At 63.7% G+C, this 15,845-nt stretch carries 16 protein-coding genes; 13 read left to right on the top strand and 3 right to left on the bottom strand.

Annotated elements, in window-relative coordinates:
- The first annotated feature begins 59 nt into the window (after positions 1–59).
- The 6 genes from ugpA (at position 60) to B0G71_RS21335 (ending at position 6,636) form a co-directional block, all read left to right on the top strand.
- Positions 60–944: a sn-glycerol-3-phosphate ABC transporter permease UgpA gene (ugpA, locus tag B0G71_RS21360; protein WP_116143924.1), complete on the top strand. Its 885-nt coding sequence runs from the start codon at positions 60–62 to the stop codon at positions 942–944.
- The gene (gene ugpE / locus B0G71_RS21355) at positions 941–1,786 is read left to right on the top strand and encodes a sn-glycerol-3-phosphate ABC transporter permease UgpE (RefSeq protein WP_116143922.1); all 846 of its coding nucleotides are present in this window, start codon (positions 941–943) and stop codon (positions 1,784–1,786) included. Before ugpA ends, ugpE begins: the two co-directional genes overlap by 4 nt.
- 82 nt (positions 1,787–1,868) lie before the next feature.
- On the top strand, positions 1,869–2,957 hold the full coding sequence (locus B0G71_RS21350) for a sn-glycerol-3-phosphate import ATP-binding protein UgpC (protein ID WP_116143921.1): 1,089 nt from the start codon (positions 1,869–1,871) through the stop codon (positions 2,955–2,957).
- A gap of 49 nt (positions 2,958–3,006) precedes the next feature.
- Complete coding sequence (locus tag B0G71_RS21345; RefSeq protein ID WP_116143920.1) at positions 3,007–3,306, top strand: DUF3761 domain-containing protein; 300 nt, start codon at positions 3,007–3,009, stop codon at positions 3,304–3,306.
- Between the two features lie 233 nt (positions 3,307–3,539).
- Positions 3,540–5,204 carry an energy-dependent translational throttle protein EttA gene (gene ettA, locus B0G71_RS21340; protein WP_116143919.1) on the top strand — a complete coding sequence of 555 codons (1,665 nt, stop codon included), beginning with the start codon at positions 3,540–3,542 and terminating at the stop codon, positions 5,202–5,204.
- 310 nt (positions 5,205–5,514) lie between these two features.
- Positions 5,515–6,636, top strand: a complete 1,122-nt coding sequence (locus tag B0G71_RS21335) for a DUF748 domain-containing protein (RefSeq protein WP_116143918.1) — start codon at positions 5,515–5,517, stop codon at positions 6,634–6,636.
- Positions 6,637–6,657: 21 nt separating this feature from the next.
- Here B0G71_RS21335 and B0G71_RS21330 read toward each other — a convergent pair whose 3' ends face one another.
- Genes B0G71_RS21330 through B0G71_RS21320 form a run of 3 tightly spaced genes read right to left on the bottom strand, consistent with a single transcriptional unit; the run spans position 6,658 to position 9,401 of the window.
- Positions 6,658–7,281, bottom strand: coding sequence for an HAD family hydrolase (locus tag B0G71_RS21330; protein ID WP_116143917.1), 624 nt, complete (start codon positions 7,279–7,281; stop codon positions 6,658–6,660).
- Between the two features lie 31 nt (positions 7,282–7,312).
- A complete protein-coding gene (locus B0G71_RS21325; protein ID WP_116143916.1) occupies positions 7,313–9,127 on the bottom strand; it encodes an aminopeptidase P family protein in 1,815 nt (604 codons plus the stop codon).
- Between the two features lie 19 nt (positions 9,128–9,146).
- Entirely contained in the window at positions 9,147–9,401 is a 255-nt protein-coding gene (locus tag B0G71_RS21320; protein WP_106284224.1) for a hypothetical protein, read from the bottom strand.
- A 204-nt stretch (positions 9,402–9,605) separates the two neighbouring features.
- Here B0G71_RS21320 and B0G71_RS21315 point away from each other — a divergent pair, with 204 nt between their 5' ends.
- The 7 genes from B0G71_RS21315 (at position 9,606) to B0G71_RS21285 (ending at position 15,760) form a co-directional block, all read left to right on the top strand.
- Positions 9,606–10,316, top strand: coding sequence for a response regulator transcription factor (locus B0G71_RS21315; protein WP_116143914.1), 711 nt, complete (start codon positions 9,606–9,608; stop codon positions 10,314–10,316).
- Between the two features lie 63 nt (positions 10,317–10,379).
- Complete coding sequence (gene hemA / locus B0G71_RS21310; RefSeq protein ID WP_106284222.1) at positions 10,380–11,666, top strand: glutamyl-tRNA reductase; 1,287 nt, start codon at positions 10,380–10,382, stop codon at positions 11,664–11,666.
- 124 nt (positions 11,667–11,790) lie between these two features.
- Entirely contained in the window at positions 11,791–12,873 is a 1,083-nt protein-coding gene (prfA, locus tag B0G71_RS21305) for a peptide chain release factor 1 (RefSeq protein ID WP_106284221.1), read from the top strand.
- A 7-nt stretch (positions 12,874–12,880) separates the two neighbouring features.
- Positions 12,881–13,741, top strand: a complete 861-nt coding sequence (gene prmC, locus B0G71_RS21300; RefSeq protein WP_116143913.1) for a peptide chain release factor N(5)-glutamine methyltransferase — start codon at positions 12,881–12,883, stop codon at positions 13,739–13,741.
- Positions 13,742–13,859: 118 nt separating this feature from the next.
- On the top strand, positions 13,860–14,171 hold the full coding sequence (grxD, locus tag B0G71_RS21295) for a Grx4 family monothiol glutaredoxin (RefSeq protein WP_012434475.1): 312 nt from the start codon (positions 13,860–13,862) through the stop codon (positions 14,169–14,171).
- 42 nt (positions 14,172–14,213) lie between these two features.
- Entirely contained in the window at positions 14,214–14,813 is a 600-nt protein-coding gene (locus B0G71_RS21290; RefSeq protein WP_116143912.1) for a UbiX family flavin prenyltransferase, read from the top strand.
- Between the two features lie 161 nt (positions 14,814–14,974).
- The gene (locus B0G71_RS21285; protein ID WP_116143911.1) at positions 14,975–15,760 is read left to right on the top strand and encodes a class III extradiol ring-cleavage dioxygenase; all 786 of its coding nucleotides are present in this window, start codon (positions 14,975–14,977) and stop codon (positions 15,758–15,760) included.
- Positions 15,761–15,845: the final 85 nt, after the last annotated feature.

Genomic DNA, 15,845 nt, shown 5'->3' with positions numbered 1-15,845 from the left:
GGGGTTTCGGTGCGCCCGCGCCGAAACCCGTGCTTGCAGCAGAACCTTGGAAATCATCGATGGAAAAGCGCTCCAGCTTCGGCACCAGCCTGCTGCCCTACCTGCTCGTCGCGCCGCAACTGGCGATCACGTTGCTGTTTTTTCTGTGGCCGGCCGGTGAGGCGCTCTGGCAATCCACGCAAAGCCAGGATGCGTTCGGCACGTCGAGCGAGTTCGTCGGACTGGCCAATTTCAAGCAACTCTTCGCCGATCCGCTCTACCTGTCGTCGTTCTATACGACGCTGATCTTCTGCGCGCTGGTCACCGTGTCGGGACTTGTGATCTCGCTGCTGCTCGCGGTCTGCGCCGATCGCGTAACGCGCGGCGCCAAGACTTATCAGACGCTGCTGATCTGGCCGTACGCCGTCGCGCCCGCGATCGCAGCGGTGTTGTGGTCGTTCCTGTTCAATCCGAGCATCGGCCTCGTCACCTACGCGCTGGCCAAATACGGGATCGTCTGGAATCACGCGCTGAACGCGGGTCAGGCGATGTTCCTTGTGGTGCTCGCGTCCGTCTGGAAACAGGTCAGCTATAACTTTCTGTTCTTCTACGCGGGCTTGCAGGCGATTCCGCGCTCGCTTATCGAAGCAGCGGCGATCGACGGCGCCGGTCCGGTGCGGCGCTTTTTCGGCATCGCACTGCCGCTCCTGTCGCCGACCAGTTTCTTCCTGCTGGTGATCAACATCACGTACGCCTTCTTCGACACTTTCCCTGTAATCGATGCGGCCACCGGCGTCGGCCCCGCGCAGGCAACCCGCACGCTGATCTACAAGATCTTCGCCGAAGGTTTTCAGGGGCTCGACATCGGCAGTTCCGGCGCGCAGTCGGTGATCCTGATGGTGATCGTCGTTGCGTTGACGGTCGTGCAATTCCGCTTCATCGAACGCAGGGTTCAATACTCATGATCGAGAACCGCCGCGGTTTCGACCTCTTCTGCCACGCCGTGTTGATTCTCGGCGTCGTGCTGGTGGTGTTTCCGGTGTACGTCGCGTTCTGCGCGGCGACCATGAGCGAGCACGAAGTGTTCAGCGTGCCGCTTTCGCTGGTGCCGAGCACGCATCTGTTCGAAAACATCGCGACCGTCTGGTCGCAAGGCAGCGGCAACGCGGCGGCGCCGTTCGGCCGCATGCTGTTCAACAGCCTCGTGATGGCGCTGGTGATTTCGATCGGCAAGATCGCGGTCTCCATGATCTCCGCCTACGCGATCGTGTTCTTCCGTTTTCCGTTGCGCAACCTCGCGTTCTGGCTGATCTTCATCACGCTGATGCTGCCGGTGGAAGTGCGGATCTTCCCGACCGTGCAAGTCGTGTCGTCGATGCATCTGAGCAATACGTATAGCGGTTTGACGTTGCCGCTGATCGCCTCGGCCACCGCGACATTCCTGTTCCGCCAGTTCTTCATGACGCTGCCGGACGAATTGATGGAAGCGGCGCGCATCGACGGCGCCGGCGCCATGCGGTTCTTCTGGGACGTCGTCTTGCCGCTGTCGAAAACGAACATGGCGGCTCTGTTCGTGATCACATTTATTTACGGCTGGAATCAATACTTGTGGCCGATTCTGATTACGAGCCAGCAATCGCTGACCACGGCGGTGGTCGGCATCAAAAGCATGATCGCGTCGGGCGACACGGCGACCGAATGGCATCTCGTGATGACCGCGACGCTGCTCGCGATGCTGCCGCCGCTGGCAGTCGTGCTGACGATGCAACGCTGGTTCGTGCGCGGGCTCGTGGACGCGGAGAAGTAAGCGGCGCTTCACCGAGCATTCTTGATGCATTGGAATAGATAACACCGCGCGATCCGCGGCACGCAACGAAAGGCTAAACGGCATGGCTGCACTAACCCTGCAAGGCGTTAAAAAAACCTACGACGGAAAACAGTTCGTGCTGCACGGTATCGACGTGGACGTCGCCGACGGCGAGTTCGTCGTGATGGTCGGCCCGTCGGGTTGCGGCAAATCGACCTTGCTGCGGATGGTGGCGGGACTCGAACGCATCTCCGAGGGCAGCATTTCGATCGCCGGCAAAGTAGTCAATCAACTGGAGCCGAAGGATCGCAACATCGCGATGGTGTTCCAGAACTACGCGCTGTACCCGCATATGAGCGTCGCCGAAAACATGGGCTACGCGCTGAAGATCGCGGGCGTGGACCGCGCGCAGATTGCGAAGCGTGTGGACGCGGCCGCGCAGATTCTCGAACTCGAAGCGCTGCTGCAACGCAAGCCGCGCGAGTTGTCCGGCGGCCAGCGGCAACGCGTCGCGATGGGTCGCGCAATCGTGCGCGAGCCGGCCGTGTTTTTGTTTGATGAACCCCTGTCGAATCTCGACGCGCGCCTGCGCGTGCAGATGCGGCTCGAAATCCAGCGCCTGCATGCGCGGCTCGCCACGACGAGTCTGTACGTGACGCACGATCAGATCGAAGCGATGACATTGGCGCAGCGTGTGATCGTGATGAACAAGGGCCATGCCGAGCAGATCGGCGCACCGACCGAGGTGTATGAACGGCCTGCGACGGTGTTCGTGGCGAGCTTCATCGGCTCGCCGGGGATGAATCTGCTGGAAGGCCGCGTATCGGACGACGGCGCGTATTTCGAAGTGGCGGGCAATGGCCCGAAGCTGCCGCTGACCGACGTCGCGTCGATCGGCCAGGAAGTTGCCAAAGGACGCGAATGGACGCTCGGCATTCGTCCGGAGCACATGAGCCCCGGCCAGGCGGACGCGCCTCACGGAACGCTCACCGTCGACTCCTGCGAGTTGCTCGGCGCGGACAACCTCGCGCACGGCCGCTGGGGCAAGCACGACGTCACGGTGCGCCTGCCGCACGCGCATCGGCCCGCGGCGGGTGACGCGCTGCAGGTGGCGCTGCCCGCGCGGCATCTGCATTTCTTCGATCCGGCGAGCGGACGGCGCGCGAATTGAAGCGCGGCAAAGCGCGTCGGAACTCAGAACAACAAGCGCAAGAAAGACAATGACACGCACGACCCACAAGAGCCTGCGCTCGTGCGCGGCGGTTGCCGCAGCGCTGCTGTTCAGCGCATCGTCCGCGTTCGCTTACGTAGCGCCGGGCACCACGCCCGACGAAGCAGACCTTAGCAACCACAACACCTACACCAATCGCGACGGCAGTACGGTGCACACGCCGGCCCGCTCGTTATCCGGCAAGGCGCCGGAAGGCGCAACCGCGCGCTGCCGCGATTCCACCTACAGCTTCAGCCGGCATCGCAGCGGCACCTGTTCGCGCCATGGCGGCGTGGCGGATTGGCTCTGAACACCCGAGCGAGGCCTGGCTGAACGGGTAGCCGCTGCCGCCCCGCGCTTGCGCCGAAGTACAATGCCACCTGAACCACCCGCCCGCGCGCGGGGCGTCGCGAAGTTCGACGCCGCGCTACATGCCGCGCCGGCCGGCGCCGGGCGCTCCGCCCGGCCATAACACCGATTACCCATCCACCCACGACCGCCCGCCCCAATGCGGCCGGCGTCGTCAACGTCTATTGCAAGCAAATGGCCCAATACGTCTTCACCATGAACCGGGTCGGCAAGATCGTGCCGCCCAAGCGTCAAATCCTGAAAGACATCTCGCTGTCGTTTTTCCCCGGCGCGAAGATCGGCCTGCTCGGCCTGAACGGCTCGGGCAAGTCGACGCTGATCCGCATCATGGCCGGTGTGGACAAAGACATCGAAGGCGAAGCCACGCCGATGCCGAACCTGAACATCGGCTATCTGCCGCAGGAACCGCAACTCGATCCGAACAAGACGGTGCGTGAAGCGGTCGAGGAAGGTCTCGGCGATGTCTTCGGCGCGCAAAAGAAACTCGACGAAATCTACGCGGCCTACGCCGAACCGGACGCCGACTTCGACGCGCTCGCCGCCGAACAGGCGAAGTACGAAGCGATCCTCGCCACCACCGACGGCAGCGCCGAGCAGCAGATCGAAATCGCCGCCGACGCGCTGCGCCTGCCGGCCTGGGACGCGAAAATCGAACATCTGTCGGGCGGCGAAAAGCGCCGCGTTGCGCTGTGCAAGCTGCTGCTCGAAAAGCCCGACATGCTGCTGCTCGACGAGCCGACCAACCACCTGGACGCGGAATCGGTCGACTGGCTCGAGCAGTTCCTCACGCGTTTCCCCGGCACCGTGGTCGCCGTGACTCACGATCGCTACTTCCTGGACAACGCCGCTGAGTGGATTCTCGAACTCGACCGCGGCCACGGCATTCCGTGGAAGGGCAACTACAGCAGCTGGCTCGACCAGAAGGAAGAACGCCTGAAGCAGGAAGAATCGTCGGAGTCGGCGCGTCAGAAGGCGATCAAGAAGGAACTGGAGTGGGTGCGCCAGAACCCGAAGGGCCGTCAGGCGAAGTCGAAGGCGCGTATTGCGCGCTTCGAGGAACTGAACAGCCAGGACTACCAGAAGCGCAACGAAACCTCGGAAATCTTCATCCCGGTCGGCGATCGCCTGGGCAATGAAGTGATCGAGTTCAAGAATGTCAGCAAGTCGTATGGCGACCGTCTGCTGCTCGACGACGTCAGCTTCAAGATTCCGGCGGGCGCGATCGTCGGCATCATCGGGCCGAACGGCGCCGGTAAGTCGACGCTGTTCCGCATGCTGACCGGCCGCGAACAACCGGACTCGGGCGAGATCGTGCAAGGCCCGACCGTCAAGCTCGCGTACGTGGATCAAAGCCGCGACGCGCTCGACGCCTCGAAGACCGTATTCGAGGAAATTTCCGGCGGCGCCGACGTGCTGACGGTTGGCAAGTACGAAACGCCGTCGCGTGCTTACATTGGCCGCTTCAACTTCAAGGGTGGCGATCAGCAAAAGATTGTCGGCAACCTGTCGGGCGGTGAGCGCGGCCGGCTGCATCTGGCGAAAACGCTGATCGCGGGCGGCAACGTCCTGCTGCTGGACGAACCGTCGAACGACCTCGACGTCGAAACGCTGCGCGCGCTCGAAGACGCCTTGCTCGAGTTCGCCGGCTCGGTGCTGGTGATCTCGCACGATCGCTGGTTCCTCGACCGGATCGCCACGCACATCCTGGCGTTCGAAGGCGATTCGCAAATCACGTTCTTCGACGGCAACTACCAGGAATACGAAGCGGACAAGCGCGCGCGTCTGGGTGAAGAAGCTGCGCGTCCGAAGCGTCTGCGTTACAAGCCGATCGCGCGATAAGCCCGGATCGGGCGGCCTGCGCGTCGGATTGATCGACGCGTGCGCCGCCCAGATGCCCGTGTTTCAGGCGCTCGGACGACGTCACTTCGAAGTGCAACCTGGCTCACGGCGCGAACACGCCTAGGGCATCACCCGTATGAGCGGCAGGGCACACGCATTGCTCGCAATGGCGTGATACACGTCGTCGCGGCGGAATGCGTGTCGCGCGTTCCGCCTTGGACAGACACATCTAAGAGCGCGCGCCGCCCGGCGTGCACACACAGACCGATCACTGCCACACCGCGCGACAGGCGGTGACGAGGAGGCAAGCATGGCGATGTCGAAGGGCAAGCGCTGGGCCGTCGCCGTGGGCGGTGTGCTGCTGGTGCTGATCGTCGTCGTGGTCGGCGCCTTGCAGTTCGCGCAACGCGAGGTCAAGGAGCGCGTGATCGCGGCGCTCGGTCCCTTGGGCAGCGCCGAAACTATCGAGGTCGGCCTCACTTCGGTTCATCTCACCAACGTTCTTCTCAAGGCGCCGCCCGGCTGGCCGGCCGGCGATCCGCTCCGAGCGGACGAAATCACCCTCACACCCGACATTCGCGATCTGATCGCGCGACGCATGCATATTCGCAGCGTGGTGGTACGCGGCTTCGACATCGCCGTGCTGCGCACGAAGGACGGCGCGATTCGCCTGATGCCGAATCTACGAGAAACGGTGAATCGATCCGACACCGAAGGCAGCGGCACGGCGATGTCCATTCCACGCGAAAAGCAGTTCGACCACATCAGCTTCGAACGGGGCAACTTCCACTTCTACGACATGACAGTTGGCCCGCCGCCCTTCAAGGTGACGGTGAGCGATGCCAACGCGACAGTCGATAATTTGCGCCTGCCCGCGCTCACTGACCCGACCCATGTCAATGTCACGGGCTCTATCAAGGGCCCGCAGCATACGGGCACGGTGTCGTTCGGCGGCTGGATCAAGGTCGCCAGCAAGGATTCGCAGACTACGAGCAAGCTGCGCGGCGTCGATATCGTGATGCTCGACCCGTATCTGATCAAGAAAGCCGGCGCCAAGGCGCAAGTGGCGGGCGGCACGGTCGATCTGACAGTGGACTCGACGGTGAGCAACTATCAGTTGCACGCACCCGGCACGCTGACCATCCACAATCTGCAACTCGCCGACAGCGGCAGTCCGCTCGACACTTTCATGTCGATTCCGACCAAGGCTGCGGTCGCCGCGCTCAAGTCGCACAACGGCGACATCACGCTGCATTTCGTACTGGATGGGAATTTGCGCGACCCGAAATTCTCGGTGCAGGAGGGGCTGATAAAGCGCATCGGCAACGGCTTCGCCAAGGCGCTGGGTGTGAGCGTCGAAGACGTGGCAAAGGGCGCAGGCGAAACCGTGAAAGGCTTGGGTAACGCGTTGAAAAATCTGCTCGGCCAGTAGGCCGGGGCAGACGCCACAGCCTTAAACCGGCAAGCCAAGCTCGCGCAGTTTCGCTTCGGTTCGCGCGGCGCTGGTGTGATGCACGCCATGCCAGCCGAGCGCCGTCGCGGCCTCGGCGTTCCTCAGGTTGTCGTCGATGAAGACGAGTTCGGCAGGCTCGATGCCGGGCAATTGCGCCTCGATCCGCTCGCGCATGGTCGCGAAAATGGCCGGATCGGGCTTCACCATCTTCACTCGCCCCGACACGACAATGTCGCGAAAGCGCCGCAACACCGGGTAATGCTCCCACGCATACGGAAAGGTTTCCGCCGACCAGTTGGTCAGCCCGAAAAGCGGCACTTCGGCCGCTTCGAGCTTTTCCATGATTGCCACGCCCTCTTCCAGCACACCGGCCACCATCTCGTGCCAGCGCTCGTAGAACGCGCGGATCAGCGCTTCGTGATCGGGAAACTTCGCCACCAGTTCGGCTGTGGCCTCGACGATCGGCTGGCCGCCGTCCTGACGGATCACCCAGTCCATCGAGCAGACGTGGGTCAGAAACCAGCGCCGCTCGGTTTCGTCAGGGATCAGTTCCCGATACAGATACTCGGGACTCCAGTCGATCAGCACGCCGCCGAAATCGAACACCACTGCCTTGATGGCCATGCACGCTCCGTAAGCTCGTTTCCGATTGCGATCAGATGGGTTGCGTGCGCAGCTCCAGCCACGCCTTGGCGTCGCCCGACACGTGCGGCGACAGCCGCGTGCGCACCGTCTCGTGATACGCGTTCAGCCACGCGCGCTCGTCCTCGCGCAGCAGCGACAGGTCTAGACAACGCGTATCAATCGGGCACAGCGTCAAAGTCTCGAACTTGAGGAAATCGCCGAACTCGGTTTCACCGGCCGGCACGTTCAGCACCAGATTCTCGATTCGCACGCCCCATTTGCCCGGACGGTAAATGCCCGGTTCGACCGAGGTAATCATGCCCTCTTCCATCGCCGTCCACGGTTCGGCCGGCGCGTAGTGCGAGATCACTTGCGGACCTTCGTGCACGTTCAGGAAGTAGCCCACGCCGTGACCGGTGCCGTGGCCATAATCGGCGCCGACTTCCCAGATCGGCGCGCGGGCGATCGCGTCGAGCATCGGCGAACGGATGCCGCGCGGGAACTGCGCGCGCGAGAGCGCCATGGTGCCCTTCAGTACGATCGTGAAATCGCGCCGCTGCGCGTCGCCAGGGGTGCCGATCGGCACCACGCGCGTAATGTCGGTCGTGCCGCTCAGATACTGCGCGCCCGAATCGATCAGCAACAGGCCGTCGCCTTCGATCACCGAATGCGATTCCTCGGTGGCGCGGTAGTGCGGCATCGCGCCGTTCGCGTTGAAGCCGGCGATCGTCGCAAAGCTCAGCGACACGAAGCCCGGACGGCGCGCGCGAGCGGCCGTCAAACGTTCGTCGATGGTGAGTTCGGTGATCGTCTCGTTGCCCAGCGCGCCTTCGAACCACGCGAAAAATTCCGCCAGCGCCGCGCCGTCCTGTTCCATTGTCTCGCGCACATGCTCGGCTTCCGCCTCGGTCTTGCGCGATTTGAAGAAGGTGGACGGATTGACCGCCTCGACCACCGTGACCGTCGACGGCACCGATTGCAGCGAGCCGAACGTGATACGGCGCGGGTCGATCAGCAGCGTGCTGCCGGCGGGCAGCGCGGCCAGTGCGTCCGCCGCCTTCGCGTACGGCTCGACGCTGATGTTGTCCTTCGCGAGCGCGTCGGCTAGCGCCTGCGGCACCTTGCCGTCTGCGACGAACAGCGACGCGTGGTCGACACCGATCAGCGCATGCGCCACGAACACGGGGTTGTAGCTGACGTCGGCGCCGCGCAGATTCAGCAGCCACGCGAGATCGTCGAGCGTGGAGATGAAGTGCCATTGCGCGCCTTTGTCAGCCATCGCGCGGCGAATCTGCGCGAGCTTGTCCGACCGGGCGACGCTCGCGTGCGGCGCGGCGTGCTCGAACACGGCGGCCGCCGGCAGCGACGGACGCTGCGGCCAGATCGCGTCGAACAGATCGACGTCGGTACGCAGCTGCACGCCGCGGGCGTTCAGTGCCTGGCTCAAGGCACGCGCCGCCGCTACGCCAAGCACGGCGCCATCCACGCCGACCGTGGCGCCAGCCGGCACGTTCTGAGCGAGCCATTCGAAATGCGGCACGGTCTGCTGGCCGCCGGTCATTTTCATGAGCTGAACGCCGGTGCCGGCCAGTTGCGCATTGGCCTGTTCCCAATAGCGGCTGTCTGTCCAGACGCCGGCGAAGTCCGCGGTCACGACCAGCGTGCCGGCCGAGCCGGTGAAACCGGACAGCCACTGCCGGCCTTGCCAGCGCCCAGGCAGATACTCGGACAGATGCGGGTCGGCGGACGGCACCAGATAGGCGGCCACGCCTTCGCGCGCCATTGCGTTGCGCAAGGTGGCAAGCCGTTCGGGAATGGAGGAAGTTTCGGGGAGTCGGGCATTCATCGGAGTCACCTGCAAATATTCATCGACGGGAAAGCAAGCCGACCGTCACGGCAACGGCGATCAACGCGACGCCGGTGCAGACCGGCCATTCGAGCGTATCGCCGTCATGGAAGAGACCAATCACGTTGCCGGCCATGTGCGCGACGGCCGCGCCCAGCACGCCGGCCAGCAGCGCCACCCACCACCGGGCGCGGCTCGCGCGTCGCAGCGGATGCAACCACCAGCCCGCGAGGCCGATCGCCGCCCCCAACACTACAAGGCCGGGCCACCCCATTAACGGCTGGCCTCGCGCAGTTTCGGATTCGTCTCATGGGCGCAAGGGGCCAACACAGCTAGCATTTTTGTCTCATTAACTATAGAAGTTCAGCACGGCGCTTTCCGCATAGCGGTTGAGTTTAGGGGTCGGGGTGATGTTAGGCAAGCTGTCAGCCTTACGGAAAAGCCTGGTCCCCGGTGATTGCCACGCTGAAAGCGCGTCATGCGAATTGCCCTTATCGAGCCGGACTTGCGGCATGCTGAACTGGTCGGCCGGTTGGTCTTCGCCGGCGGTCATCTGTGTCAGCACTTCATCGCGAGCGTGCCGTTTCTCAAGCACGCGAACGAAGAATTCTTCGACCTTCTCATCACCGAAAGCTGGGCCGGCGACCATTCCGCCGAAGACGTCATTCCTCGAGCCCGCGCCATCCTGCCGGGGTTGCCGGTGATCGTGCTGATGTCGGCGCCGCGCGAAAGCCAGATTGTCGCCGCGCTGCACGCCGGCGCCGACGACTGCCTGACCAAGCCGGTCCGCGGCCCCGAGATGCTGGCCCGCGTCGACGCGCTGCTGCGCCGCGCCGGCTTGCGGCGCCCGCCCAACCGGCGGCGCGACATCATCGGCGAATATGCGTTCGATGCGGCGCAATTTCTCGTCACGTTCCGTAAGCAAACAGTCTCGCTGACGCCGAAGGAATTCCGCCTTGCGCTGCTGTTGTTCAGCAATCTCTCGCGGCCGGTGTCGCGAGCGCATATTCTTGAAAACGTCTGGACGCGCCGACGCGACGTAAGGTCGCGCACCGTGGACACGCACGCGTCGCGCGTGCGCAATAAATTGCAGCTTCATCCGGAACACGGCTATTGCCTGACGCCGCTTTACGGTTTCGGCTATCAACTCGACGCGATCCCGCTGGAGGCCGTTGTAAACGCGGAATAAGCCGCGCGCAATGTGGAAATCGTGGAAACGCTATAATATTGGGCTAAACCATAGCTCCCCCAAATGCAGCTTCTAACGATCGGAATCAATCACCACACTGCGCCTGTCGCCTTGCGCGAACGCGTGGCGTTTCCGCTCGAACAGATCAAGCCTGCTCTGGACACCTTCAAGAGCATCTGGCTCGGCCCGTCGGCACGCACGGCGCCTGAAGCGGCCATTCTCTCCACCTGCAATCGCACCGAACTCTACTGCGCGACCGACGACCAGGCGGCGCGCGAAGCCGCGATCCAGTGGCTTTCCAAGTACCACAACCTGCCCATCGAGCAGCTCGCGCCGCACGTCTATGCGCTGCCGCAGTCGGAAGCCGTGCGCCACGCGTTTCGCGTCGCTTCCGGGCTGGATTCGATGGTGCTGGGTGAGACGCAAATCGTCGGACAAATGAAGGACGCGGTGCGTACCGCGTCCGAAGCGGGCGCGCTCGGCACCTATCTGAACCAGTTGTTCCAGCGCACCTTCGCCGTGGCGAAGGAAGTGCGTAGCACGACCGAAATCGGCGCGCAGTCGGTTTCCATGGCGGCCGCCGCGGTGCGCCTCGCCCAGCGGATTTTCGACAAGGTCTCGAACCAGCGCGTGCTGTTCATCGGCGCGGGCGAAATGATCGAGCTGTGCGCCACGCACTTCGCGGCGCAGCAGCCGCGTGAACTCGTGGTCGCGAATCGCACGGCCGAGCGCGGCACGCGTCTCGCCGAGCGTTTCAACGGCCGGGCCATTCCGCTGTCGGAACTGCCTTCGCGCATGCATGAGTTCGACATTATCGTGTCGTGCACGGCGTCCACCTTGCCGATCATCGGTTTGGGCGCGGTCGAGCGGGCAGTGAAAGCGCGTCGTCACCGGCCGATTTTCATGGTCGATCTGGCCGTTCCGCGCGATATCGAACCCGAAGTCGGCAAGCTCGAAGATGTGTTCCTCTATACCGTCGACGACCTCGGCGCGATCGTCCGCGAAGGCAATGCGTCGCGGCAAGCCGCCGTGGCGCAAGCTGAAGCGATCATCGAAACGCGCGTGCAGAATTTCATGCAATGGTTGGACGCACGCAGCATCGTGCCGGTGATCCGCCATATGCACACGCAGGCCGACGTGCTGCGCCGCGCCGAAGTCGAACGCGCGCAGAAAATGCTCGCGCGCGGCGAAGATCCGGCCGCCGTGCTCGAAGCGCTGTCGCAATCGCTCACCAATAAACTGATCCACGGTCCTACGCACGCGCTCAATCGCGCGAGCAGCGAGAACCGCGACACGCTCATCGAACTCATGAGCGGTTTCTACAAACACTCCGGTTCCACGGAGCGTTAGCGGCGCAGCCACCGCCGCGCTGACCGGGCTACCCGCGAGTGGCCCGCGACGTGCTTCAGACCAGGGCATCCGCCCATTCCCCTAGTCGTCGTCTTTGCCGGAGCCCGCTCCGATACCCCGTCCGATGAAAACGAGCATGCAACGCAAGCTCGACCAGCTCACTACCCGGCTGGCCGAACTGAACGATCTGTTGAGCCGCGAGGACATCACCTCGAATCTCGACCAATACCGCAAGCTCACGCGGGAACACGCCGAGCTCGGACCGGTGGTGGACCACTACGCGCTGTGGCGGCAGGCCATGAACGACGCAACCACCGCGCAGGAATTGCTGGCGGATGCGTCGATGCGCGACTTCGCCGAAGATGAAATTCGCGCCGCCCGCGAGCGCATGGAAAAGCTGGGCGCCGAGTTGCAGAAAATGCTGCTGCCGAAAGATCCGAACGACGACCGCAACATCTTCCTCGAAATCCGCGCCGGCACGGGCGGCGACGAATCCGCGCTGTTCGCGGGCGACCTGCTGCGCATGTACCTGCGCTTTGCCGAACGCAACCGCTGGCAAGCGGAAATGATGTCGGCGAGCGAGTCGGACCTGGGCGGCTACAAGGAAGTGATCGTGCGCATTGCGGGCGAAGCCGCCTATTCGAAGCTCAAGTTCGAGTCCGGCGGCCACCGCGTGCAACGTGTGCCGGCGACCGAAACGCAAGGGCGCATTCACACGTCGGCGTGCACGGTCGCGGTCATGCCGGAAGCGGACGAAATCGGCGAAGTCGAGATCAATCCCGCTGATTTGCGGATCGACACGTTTCGCGCCTCCGGCGCGGGCGGGCAGCACATCAACAAGACCGATTCCGCGGTGCGCGTCACGCACTTGCCGACAGGGATCGTCGTCGAATGTCAGGACGACCGCTCGCAGCACAAGAACAAGGATCGCGCTCTGAAGGTGCTGGCCGCGCGCATCAAGGACAAGCAATCGCACGAGCAGCAGGCGAAGGAAGCCGCCACGCGCAAGAGCCTGATCGGCTCGGGCGACCGCTCGGAGCGGATTCGCACGTACAACTTCCCGCAAGGGCGACTGACGGATCATCGTATCAACCTGACGCTTTACCGCCTCGACGCGATTATGGACGGCGATCTCGACGAACTGATCGCGGCGCTCGTCAGCGAGCACCAGGCGGAATTGCTGGCCTCGCTGGGCGACGCGGACTGAAGCGCGCATGAGTTCGGCCAAACCTGCCACGTCCGCCACACCTGCCGCGCTACTGCGCGCCTCGACGCTGCCGCCGCTCGAAGCGCGCATCCTGCTCACGCATGTGCTCGGCTGGCGACCCACGCAGCTGATTACACGCAGCGACGAAGCGCTCGACACCCAGTTCGTCGAGCGTTACCAGATGCTCGAAGCGCGGCGCATAGCCGGCGAGCCTGTGGCGCAACTGGTCGGCGCGCGCGAATTTTTTGGGCTGGATTTCGAAGTCACGCCGCACGTGCTGATTCCGCGCCCTGAAACCGAATTGCTGGTCGAGACTGCGCTGACGGCGCTGGAAAACCACGTGCGGCCGCGCGTGCTGGATCTCGGCACGGGGACCGGCGCCGTTGCCGTCGCGATTGCGTCGATGCGGCCCGACGCGCAAGTGTGGGCGCTCGACCGTTCCGCTGAAGCACTGGCGGTCGCCACGCGCAACGCCGCCCGCCTGCTCGACGCGCAACGCCCCGGCGGCGCCGTGGCGTTGACCCAAAGCGACTGGTACGACTCGCTGGACGCCTCGTTGCGCTTTGACGCGATCGTCAGCAATCCGCCGTATATCGCGAGCGGCGACCCGCATCTGGACGAAGGCGATCTGCGTTTCGAACCGCGCGGCGCGCTCACCGACGAAGCCGACGGACTCAGCGCGATCCGCGTCATCATCGCTGGCGCCCCCGCCCGGCTTGCCGCCGGCGGCGTATTGTGGATCGAGCACGGCTACGATCAGGCCGAAGCCGTGCGCGCGCTGCTGGCGGCACAAGGTTTCGTGCAAGTCCGCTCGGAGTGCGACCTGGCGGGCATCGAACGGATCAGTGGCGGGCGTCTGGACGGCTGACGCGAACCGGCAAATATCCACAAACGCTGCTCGGACAAAGCGGCGCTCGGCCGGCTGTATCGAAATCCGCTATCATTTCAGCCTATTCCCTACACATAACGGAACCGCAAGGTCAGTCATGGATACGCAACAACGCATCAAGCAAATCGTCGACGAGAACAATGTCGTCCTCTTCATGAAGGGCACCGCTCAGTTCCCGATGTGCGGCTTTTCGGGCCGCGCCATTCAGATTCTGAAGGCGTGCGGCGTCGGTGAGATCAAGACCGTCAACGTGCTCGAAGACGACGAAGTCCGCCAGGGGATCAAGCAATTCTCGAACTGGCCGACCATTCCGCAGCTGTACGTGAAGGGCGAATTCGTCGGCGGCTCGGACATCATGATGGAAATGTACGAATCGGGCGAACTGCAGCAGCTGTTCGCCGCGGCCTAAGCGGCCCGGTTCACACGTTTCTCTCCTTAGGCGCCGCGAGCCATGGAAACACGCGCTGCGGCGCCACGCCGGCTGATCGTCGCGATCACCGGCGCGACGGGTGCCATCTACGGCATCCGGATACTCGAAACGCTGCGCCGGCTGGGCGGCGTCGAGAGCCATCTGCTGATTTCGAGCGCGGGCTGGCTCAATATCCAGCACGAACTCCAGTTGAGCAAAGAAGACGTGCATCCGCTCGCGGATGTCGTTCATTCGGTGCGCGACGTCGGTGCGAGCATCGCGTCCGGCTCGTTTGCCACCGACGGCATGGTCGTCGCCCCTTGCTCCATGAAGACGCTCGCCAGCGTCGCGCACGGTTTCTCGGACAACCTGATCACGCGCGCCGCCGACGTTACGCTCAAGGAGCGCCGCCGCCTCGTGCTGCTCGTGCGCGAAACGCCGTTCAATCTGGCGCATCTGCGCAACATGACGGCCGTCACTGAAATGGGCGGCGTAATCTTCCCGCCTTTGCCTGCCTTCTACAACCAACCCGCTTCCATCGACGAAATGGTCGATCACACTGTGGCGCGCGTGCTGGATCTGTTTGCGCTCGGACCGGCTTTGTCGCCGGCGTGGGCTGGGCTGCGCGGCACGCAGGAATAACGCGTCACCTCCGCCGGGCGATGATGTCCGTGCATACGCACGCATTCACAACATCTGCGACACAATCAATTCTGTTTTAGCCCGTTTATCAAATCACGGTAGACCCCTATATTGGTAGCAACCCAATCTTTGCGCCGCGCCCTCGCGGCCGCGTTGCTGCCATGAACCGCTTACCCTCGCTTTTTCTGTCCCACGGCGCGCCCACGCTGCCGATCGACCCGTCGCTGCCGTCCGCCGAATTCGGTACGCTGAGTGCCCAGTTGCCGCGTCCGAAAGCCGTGCTGATGCTGTCGGCCCATTGGGGCACGGCGCAGCCGGTGGCGAGCACGTCCACGGCGCCGGAAACCATTCACGATTTCTACGGCTTTCCGCGTCAGTTGTACGAAATTCAGTACCCGGCCCCGGGTGCGCCCGATGTGGCGCGCCGCGCCGCCGTGTTGCTCGGCGAGAGCGGCATCCTCGCCGGCGCTCAGCCGCACGGACTCGATCACGGTGCGTGGGTCCCGATGCTGCTCATGTTTCCGGAGGCCGATATACCCGTCGCCCAGTTGTCGATCCAGCCGCACATGGACGCGGCGCATCACTTTCGCGTCGGCCGGGCGCTGCGGTCGCTGAAAGACGACGGCGTGATGGTGATCGGCTCCGGCCAGATCACCCACAATCTGCGCGCCGCCGACTTCTCCGCGCGCCCTGAGGACGCCGATCCAAGGGTCGCCGAATTTACCGACTGGTTCGAGGAAAAACTCGCCGCGCACGATATCGACGCGCTGCTCGACTATCGCCGCCAGGCGCCACATGCGGTGCTGATGCATCCCACCGACGAGCATCTACTGCCGGTATTCGCCGCATTGGGTGTGGCGGACGACGATTACTCGCTGGCTATCCAGTCGCTCGGCACCTACCAGCGCTCGCTCGCCATGACGAACTACGTGTTCGGCACAGCCTAACGCAAGGTCATAGGCACCTTAGAAAAGAAAAACCCCCGCCTGAGCAACTCCGGCGGGGGTTTTTTCCACAAGCTTCAGCGCAACA

This window comes from Paraburkholderia sp. BL27I4N3, assembly GCF_003386115.1.
In the GTDB taxonomy this organism is placed as follows: Bacteria; Pseudomonadota; Gammaproteobacteria; order Burkholderiales; family Burkholderiaceae; genus Paraburkholderia.
This window is presented reverse-complemented; position numbering and strand designations above follow the sequence as displayed.